Source organism: Acidovorax sp. KPB24-03, assembly GCF_057546605.1.
Genome location: NZ_BAAJYR010000172.1, coordinates 1 through 7,348, shown reverse-complemented (window position 1 = coordinate 7,348; position 7,348 = coordinate 1). Strand labels below are relative to the sequence as shown.

Below are 7,348 nucleotides of genomic sequence, written 5' to 3'. Positions count from 1 at the left end.
CGCCGTCGGCGGCCTGCAGCGAGGCATCGATGCGCGTCCACAGTTGGGCCGGCGGTGCGATCGGCTCGGCCAGCCCGGTCAGCGGCAGCAGCCGCGCTTCCCCAGTCGGCCACGGCGCGCTGCAGGGCCGGGTCCGATGCCAGGCGCTGCGCCACGCGGGCGCGGGCGGCGGCGGACAAGGTGCCCAGCACGTACTCGCCGGCCAGCAGGTTCAGGTCTTCGGGCACGGCGGGATGGGGGATCGGCGCGGTCATGCCATGCACTCCCGCAGCGAGGTCAGGCTGCGCCGTATCCACGCCTTCACGGTGCCCAGCGGCGCGCCCAGGCGTTCGGCGATCTCGCCGTGCGAGCAGCCATCCACATAGGCGTGCAGCACGCAGTTGCGCCGCGCCGGGTCCAGGCCCTCCAGGCAGTGCTGCAGGCGGCCCAGGCTGGCGTTGAGTTCGAAGGCTTCCGCGATCTCGCGGTGGGCCTGCACCGACTGCTCGGCTTCCAGGGCCTGCACGGTGTCGTCGTCCACGTCGAGGTGCGGCCCGCATCGCGCACGGCGTTCAGGGCCAGGTTGCGCACCACGCTGTAGATCCAGCCGCGGGCGCTGCCCCGGCTGGCATCGAAGCTGCCGGCGCGCGTCCAGATGTTCACGCAGGCGTCGTGCACGATGTCCTCGGCCAACGCCCGCTGCCGCACGATGCGCCAGGCCACGCCCAGCAGGCGCGGCCCCTCGTGCTCGTACAGGCGGCGCATGGCCTGCCGGTCGCCCGCCGCGCAGCGGGCCAGGGTGGCTTCGTAGTCGAAGTCGTCGTCAGCGGCAGGCGTGGAAGGCAAGGGGCGGTGGCTCCAGCGGTCGAAGGCCGGGCGCTGGCGTCGATCGGCCGCCCGGAACGTGGGCCGCATGGTAGCCGACATGACCGTGCTCCAAAGGCTTTCGACCCTGAAAGACCCGCCCGGGCCGTCAGGCGGCCTTCCAGAAGATGTAGTCGGCCTGGTATTTCACGGTCTGGCGGTCGCCCTTGTTGTTGGCGGTGCAGGCCGCGGCCGGGGCCACGCCGCCCTTGAGCGCCACGCGCTGGATGAAGGTCACGCCCGTCAGCGCGCCCGAGCCCATGGCCGGGTTGGCCTTCACGAGCTGGTAGGGCAGGTTGCCGGTGCCGGCCGGCGCCACGGCCAGCTGCGTGGCGGTGACCTTGGAGCCGTCCTGCGCCTCCCAGGTGGCGGGCGGGCCGTAATACGTGCCCACCTGCTTGCCGCTGCGGTCGTTCAGCACGGCCTTCGGTCCCACGAACACCCATTCGGTCTGGCCGGGCATGTTGGCCTTGTCGCGGCATTCGTAGGTGATGTCGCCCACGCCCACGGTTTCCCAGGCCACCTTGTTGCCGGCCGGCACCTTGATCGACTCGGGCAGGCTGTCCTGCGAGAACTTCGGGCCCGATGCCGACATGGAGCCGCAGGCCGCGAGCAGGGCCGCGGCGGCGATGGCGCCGGTCAGGGGGATGAGGCGAGAGAGCGTTGGCTGGATGGTCATGGCGTTTCCCTTGTCTTCGGTTGGGTTGAAAAAAGCAGCAGCAATCTCCGCTGCTGCAGGTACTACCCATGGGAACGCCGTTTGGATGCAGGCCGCGCGAAATATTTTTTTTCCAAAGCCGCGCGGCCCGGCTTTTTTACCAGGCGGCCGGTTCAGCCGTCTTCGCGGATCTGCCGGCCGGTGAGCTTCAGGAACAGGTCTTCCAGGTTGGCCGGCCGGTGCAGCGTACGCAGGTGCCCGTGCGTGCTGAGGGCGGCCAGCAGCGGCCGGGCGTCGTGCGTGTAGAAAAACACCGTCTCGCCGCTCGCCTCCACGCGGGGCGGCGAGCGGGCGCAGGGCGGCGTCTTCGGCCAGCGCCACGGCGCCCACGCCGAACAGTTCCACCACGTCGGGCTCCAGGTGCTCGGCGATCAGCTCGCGCGGGCGGCCTTCGGCGATCTTGCGGCCGTGGTCCAGCACCAGCAGGCGCGAACACAGGCGCTCGGCCTCGTCCATGAAATGCGTGGTCAGCAGGATCGACTTGCCCTGCTGCACCAGCAATTGCAGGCGCTCCCACATCAGGTGGCGGGCCTGCGGGTCCAGGCCGGTGGTGGGCTCGTCCAGCAGCAGCAGGCGCGGGTCGTTCACCAGGGCGCGGGCCAGCGACAGGCGCCGCTTCATCCCGCCCGACAGCTCGCCCGGCTTGGCGCCGGCCTTGTGCGTGAGTGCCGCGAACTCCAGCAGGCGCGGCACGCGCTCCTGCATCACCGCGCCCTTGAGCCCGAAGTAGCGGCCGAAGATGCGCAGGTTCTCCGCGCAGGTGAAGTCCGGGTCCAGCGTGTCGAACTGCGTCACCACGCCCAGCTGCGCCTTGATGGCCAGCGCGTCCTGGGGCATGGCGAGCGGCGAGCCGGCCCCTTCCGGGTGGAAATGCACGCTGCCGCCGTCGGGCGCGGTCAGGCCCAGGCACATGCGGATGGTGGTGGTCTTGCCGGCGCCGTTGGGGCCGATGACGCCCAGGCATTCGCCGGGCGCGATGGAGAACGAGACATCGTCGACCACCGTGGCATCGCCGTAGCGCTTGTGCAGGTGATCGATCTGGAGAAGGGGGGGATGCGCCATGGGCGTCTATTATTGTTCGCCGTCCTCCGGGACCGAGCCCCCGTTTTTTTCCGACCCTTCTTCTTCATTCCATCCCTTCACCTGCTATGACCACTCTCGGCACCCCCCTTTCGCCCTCGGCCACCAAAGTCATGCTGCTCGGCTCGGGCGAGCTGGGCAAGGAAGTCCTCATCGCCCTGCAGCGCCTGGGCGTGGAGACCATTGCCGTGGACCGCTACGAGAACGCGCCCGGCCAGCAGGTGGCCCACCACGCGCGCACCATCACCATGAGCGATCCGGCCCAGCTGAAGGCGCTCATCGAGGCCGAGCGGCCCCACCTCGTGGTGCCCGAGATCGAGGCCATCGCCACGCCCATGCTCGAAGAGCTGGAGGCCGCCGGCACCGTGCGCGTGATTCCCACCGCGCGCGCCGCGCGCCTGACCATGGACCGCGAAGGCATCCGCCGCCTGGCCGCCGAAACGCTGGGCCTGCCCACCAGCCCCTACCAATTCTGCAATTCGCTGGAAGAGCTGCAGGCGGCCATTGACGGCGGCATCGGCTACCCCTGCATCGTCAAGCCCGTGATGAGCAGCTCCGGCAAGGGCCAGAGCAAGATCGACGGCCCGGCCGACGTGCAAAAGGCCTGGGACTACGCCATGGCCGGCGGTCGCGTGAGCCATGGCCGCGTCATCGTCGAAGGCTTCATCGACTTCGACTACGAGATCACCCTGCTCACCGTGCGCGCGCTCGGCGAAGGCGGCCAGCCCGAGACGCACTTTTGCGAACCCATCGGCCACATCCAGGTCAGCGGCGACTACGTGGAAAGCTGGCAGCCCCAGCCCATGCGCCCCGCGGCCCTGGAGCGCGCCCGTGAGATCGCCAAGGCCGTGACCGACGACCTCGGCGGCCAGGGGCTCTTCGGGGTGGAACTGTTCGTGAAGGGCGATGCCGTGTGGTTCAGCGAGGTGAGCCCCCGCCCGCACGACACGGGCCTGGTCACCCTGGCCACGCAGGTGCAGAGCGAGTTCGAGCTGCACGCGCGCGCCATCCTGGGCCTGCCCGTCAACACCGCCCTGCGCAGCCCGGGCGCCAGCGCCGTCATCTACGGCGGCATGGATGCGCAAGGCATCGCCTTCGACGGCGTGGACGAGGCCCTGCGCGTGCCGAACACCGACCTGCGCCTGTTTGGCAAGCCCGAGAGTTTCGTGAAGCGGCGCATGGGCGTGGCGCTGGCGTTCGATGCCGATGTCGAGGTGGCGCGGGAGCGTGCCAAGCTGGCGGCCGGCAAGGTCAGGCCACGCAAAGCGTAGGCATCGGCATTCACACCAACGATCCGACCGCGGTGGCGGGCGCTGTCGTCGGGGTCCGAATCGAAACGGCAGGCATGCGCGCAGCGTGCCGGCCCCCGGAGCGTGGCCTCCTTGCCGTGCGCCGCCGTGGGGCTCGCCCCTTCATCGCAACGGAATGGGAAAGCACCCGTTCCTGGCACATCCCCCGTCCTTCTGAAGCCGCCCCTTCAATGGCCCGGAGGCTCGACGGCCTCTGCGCAGCGCCATACCGTCACCATCCTGTCATCGAAGCGAAACATGGAATGAATAACATTTGCTAACAAACACCCCTGGCCCCCATGTCCGCAAATTCCGAGTACCTGAGCAGCTTTCGGCCCCGTTTCCGTCAGCCCAGTGCGGCGGACCTGTGCACCATGGTGCCTTGCATGACGACCGACCAGACCAACGAACAGGTCATGGAGGTGTTCGGCCAGCACCGCGACCTCGTCAGCCTGCCTGTCGTGGAGGGTCGGCAGCCCATCGGGCTGATCAACCGCAACATCTTCCTCTCCCAGATGAGCAAGCCGTTTCGCATGGAGCTCTACGGCCGCAAGAGCTGCATCGCGTTCATGGACAAGGAACCGCTGATCGTCGATGCCGCGCTGGACATCGAGGCGCTGACGTTCAAGACGGTGGAATGCGGCGAAAAGGCCCTGTCCGATGGTTTCATCATCACCCACGAGGGCGCCTTCATCGGCGTGGGCAACGGGCTGCAGCTGATGCGTGTGGTGGCGGACATGCAGGCCTCGCGCAACCGCCAGGTCATGCACAGCATCGAATACGCGAGCGTGATCCAGCAGTCCACGCTGCGCAGTTCGCTCGAGGCGCTGGCACGCGTGTGCCCCGGCGCGCACCTGGTCTGGGAGCCGCGAGACGTGGTCGGGGGCGATTTCTACCAGTTCAGCACCGAGCCTGACGGCTGGTTCGCCACCGTCGCCGACTGCACGGGCCATGGCGTGCCGGGCGCCTTCATGACCCTGATCGCCTCCACCAGCCTCAACCAGGCGATCAAGCAGCACGGCGCCCGCGATCCCGCGCAGCTGCTGGGCAGCGTGAACCGCAGCATCAAGCAGATGCTGGGGCAGCAGGATGCGCAGGAAGGCACGGAGCGCTCCAACGACGGCATGGATGCCGCCTGCTTCTGGTTCGAGCCGGCGCAGGGGCGCCTGGTCTTCGCGGGGGCCCGGCTGTCGCTGTTCCTGGTGCGGCCCGGCGCCGACGCGGTCGAGATCATCGAGGGACAGCGCAAAGGCGTGGGCTACGTGGACAGCGACTTCGATTTCGCCTGGAACAACCAAGAGCTGATCCTGCCCCCCGGCACGCTGGTTTTCGTCAGCACCGACGGCCTGATCGACCAGGTGGGCGGCCCGCGCGCGATCGCGCTGGGAAAACGCCGCGTGCGGGAGCTGCTTTTCGAGCAGCGGGAGCGCACGCCCGTGGAGATCAACCGGGCTGTGCTCGATGCGCTGGAGCAGTGGCAGGGCCAGGGCGATCACCACCGCCGCGACGACCTCACCTTTTTTTGCTTTCGCACCTGAGACGGAAATCCGCCATGCCCTCGTTCATGAACGCTGAAAACCCCGGTTCCTTCTTCAACCTGGCCAGGCAGCACCGCGTCATCTTCTACTACGTGGGCTACTTCTCGCAGAACATCATCGCGGCCATGGCCGATGCGGTGAAACTGCAGCTGGAGGTCGCCGACGTGGCGGGACCGACCCGGCGCAAGCTGTTCTCGTCCTTCGTGGAGATGGCGCAGAACATCATCCATTACTCCGCCGACACCCTCACGCCGCCCAGCCATGACAACGGCGAACTGCGCCACGGCTCGGTGTGCATCCGCCGCGAAGCCGACGGCAGCTTCCTGCTGCTGTGCGCCAACCCGGTGGAGCCCCGCATCGCCGACGAACTGCGCGAGAAGCTGGCCGCGCTGCGCAGCATGACGCTGGAAGAAATCAAGCAGGCCTACCGCCAGACCCTGCGCGAGGAGACCCCCGAGGGCAGCAAGGGCGCAGGCATGGGGTTCCTCACCATGGCACGCGACGCCCGTGAGCCGCTGGAATTTGGCTTCGACGCGACGCAAGGACCCGACCAGGCACCGGTGTTCTATCTGAAAGCGGCGATCTGACGCGCCAAGCCCGCAAACGAATCGAGATCACAGATGGACAACCTCTACATCGCACCGACCCCCAGTTCACCGGAGGTGGACTTCAAGTTCGACGCCCATACGCTGAGCTTGCGCGGCGAGTCCTACCCCGAGAATGCCGCGGCGTTCTATGGCGACGTTCTCACGCAGCTCAGGGCCTACCTGGCCGGGCAGGTGGACACCAAAATCGAGGTGAGCATCGCGCTCGCCTACTTCAACAGTTCGAGCACCAAGATGCTCTTCAACCTGATCGAGGCGCTCAGCGATGCGGCCGGCGCGGGCAACGAGGTCGTGGTGCACTGGTACCACGATGAGGAGGACGACACCATCCTCGAATTCGGCCAGGAACTCAGCGAAGACTTTCCCGCCATCCATTTCTCGACCCACCCCGTCAGCGCGGCCTGATGCCCATGGACGCCGCGACCCCCCCGGACCTGTTCGAAGCCGAAAACCAGGCCTTGCTGGTCGCACGCAGCGCCTACCAGCGGCATGCAGGCCTGGAAGAGGCCCCCTGCCGTCAGGCGCTGGGGGACCTGCTGGTCGCCTACGAGCGGCTGCTGCGGGAGACGCGCCGCCTGGTGCGCCGCAGCGACCGGGCGGAGCTGGACATGAACCAGCTGAACCTGAGGCTGCAGGACCTGGCGGCCCAGCTGGAGTACCGGGCCAACCACGACCCGCTGACCGGCGTGCTCAACCGGGCGGCCATCATCGAGCGGGTCAACCAGCAGCTGCAAAGCGGCGGCCTCGCGCTGATCGTGCTAGACATCGACCATTTCAAGCGCATCAACGACAGTTTTGGCCACCCGATGGGCGACCGGGTGATCCTGGGCGTGGTCGCCTGCCTGCAGGCCGTCGTGCCCCCGACCGCGCAGGTCGGCCGGGTCGGCGGCGAGGAATTCACCGTGGTGCTGCCGGGGCAGGGCCACGACACGGCGATGCCGGTGGCCGAGGCCTTGCGCCAGGCCATCGAGTCCCACCGCTTCGACCTGCCCGATGGCAGCAGCATCACGGCCAGCTTCGGGCTGAGCTGCCTGGCGCAGGGCGGCACCTTCGACAACGCCTACGGTCTGGCGGACGAGGCCTTGTACGTCGCCAAGCGCGGCGGCCGCAATCGCGTGTCGCTCGCCCCGTGCAGCCGCCACCTGCCTGCCGCATGAACGCCGGGGTGGTGCCCGACTGTCCCGCGCCGCAAGTCGCCGCCGCGCGCACCGTCCGCACCTGCGACCCGCAGGGCGGGCCCGACTGGCGGATCCTCGTCGTGGACAGCGACGCGGG

General features: G+C 68.4%; 6 protein-coding genes and 3 pseudogenes. 5 read left to right on the top strand and 4 right to left on the bottom strand.

What is annotated here, in order from left to right; translation table 11 throughout:
- The 4 genes and pseudogenes from AC27KI_RS16045 to AC27KI_RS16030 form a co-directional block, all read right to left on the bottom strand.
- A pseudogene (locus AC27KI_RS16045) lies at positions 1-254 on the bottom strand (hypothetical protein); the annotation flags it as partial.
- Positions 251-825 (bottom strand): annotated as a pseudogene (locus tag AC27KI_RS16040) (sigma-70 family RNA polymerase sigma factor). The pseudogenes AC27KI_RS16045 and AC27KI_RS16040, both read right to left, overlap by 4 nt.
- 127 nt (positions 826-952) lie before the next feature.
- Entirely contained in the window at positions 953-2,182 is a 1,230-nt protein-coding gene (locus tag AC27KI_RS16035; RefSeq protein ID WP_487114714.1) for a DUF3455 domain-containing protein, read from the bottom strand.
- Positions 2,168-2,548, bottom strand: a pseudogene (locus tag AC27KI_RS16030) (ATP-binding cassette domain-containing protein); the annotation flags it as partial. The gene AC27KI_RS16035 and the pseudogene AC27KI_RS16030, both read right to left, overlap by 15 nt.
- A 161-nt stretch (positions 2,549-2,709) precedes the next feature.
- Here AC27KI_RS16030 and purT point away from each other — a divergent pair.
- The 5 genes from purT (at position 2,710) to AC27KI_RS16005 (ending at position 7,230) form a co-directional block, all read left to right on the top strand.
- On the top strand, positions 2,710-3,912 hold the full coding sequence (gene purT / locus AC27KI_RS16025) for a formate-dependent phosphoribosylglycinamide formyltransferase (protein WP_317356057.1): 1,203 nt from the start codon (positions 2,710-2,712) through the stop codon (positions 3,910-3,912).
- A 317-nt stretch (positions 3,913-4,229) separates the two neighbouring features.
- A complete protein-coding gene (locus AC27KI_RS16020) occupies positions 4,230-5,468 on the top strand; it encodes a SpoIIE family protein phosphatase (protein ID WP_487089788.1) in 1,239 nt (412 codons plus the stop codon).
- A 14-nt stretch (positions 5,469-5,482) separates the two neighbouring features.
- On the top strand, positions 5,483-6,055 hold the full coding sequence (locus tag AC27KI_RS16015) for a SiaB family protein kinase (RefSeq protein ID WP_284402851.1): 573 nt from the start codon (positions 5,483-5,485) through the stop codon (positions 6,053-6,055).
- Between the two features lie 33 nt (positions 6,056-6,088).
- Complete coding sequence (locus AC27KI_RS16010; RefSeq protein ID WP_284405222.1) at positions 6,089-6,478, top strand: DUF1987 domain-containing protein; 390 nt, start codon at positions 6,089-6,091, stop codon at positions 6,476-6,478.
- 5 nt (positions 6,479-6,483) lie between these two features.
- The gene (locus AC27KI_RS16005; RefSeq protein ID WP_487089789.1) at positions 6,484-7,230 is read left to right on the top strand and encodes a GGDEF domain-containing protein; all 747 of its coding nucleotides are present in this window, start codon (positions 6,484-6,486) and stop codon (positions 7,228-7,230) included.
- Positions 7,231-7,348 lie beyond the last annotated feature (118 nt).

Excerpts from the sequence above, each read along its gene's own strand:
- AC27KI_RS16020 (WP_487089788.1), top strand. The coding sequence starts at position 4,230 with ATGTCCGCAAATTCCGAGTACCTGAGCAGCTTTCGGCCCCGTTTCCGT.
- AC27KI_RS16035 (WP_487114714.1), bottom strand. The coding sequence starts at position 2,182 with ATGAAGCGGCGCCTGTCGCTGGCCCGCGCCCTGGTGAACGACCCGCGC.
- AC27KI_RS16005 (WP_487089789.1), top strand. The coding sequence starts at position 6,484 with ATGGACGCCGCGACCCCCCCGGACCTGTTCGAAGCCGAAAACCAGGCC.
- AC27KI_RS16010 (WP_284405222.1), top strand. The coding sequence starts at position 6,089 with ATGGACAACCTCTACATCGCACCGACCCCCAGTTCACCGGAGGTGGAC.
- purT (WP_317356057.1), top strand. The coding sequence starts at position 2,710 with ATGACCACTCTCGGCACCCCCCTTTCGCCCTCGGCCACCAAAGTCATG.
- AC27KI_RS16015 (WP_284402851.1), top strand. The coding sequence starts at position 5,483 with ATGCCCTCGTTCATGAACGCTGAAAACCCCGGTTCCTTCTTCAACCTG.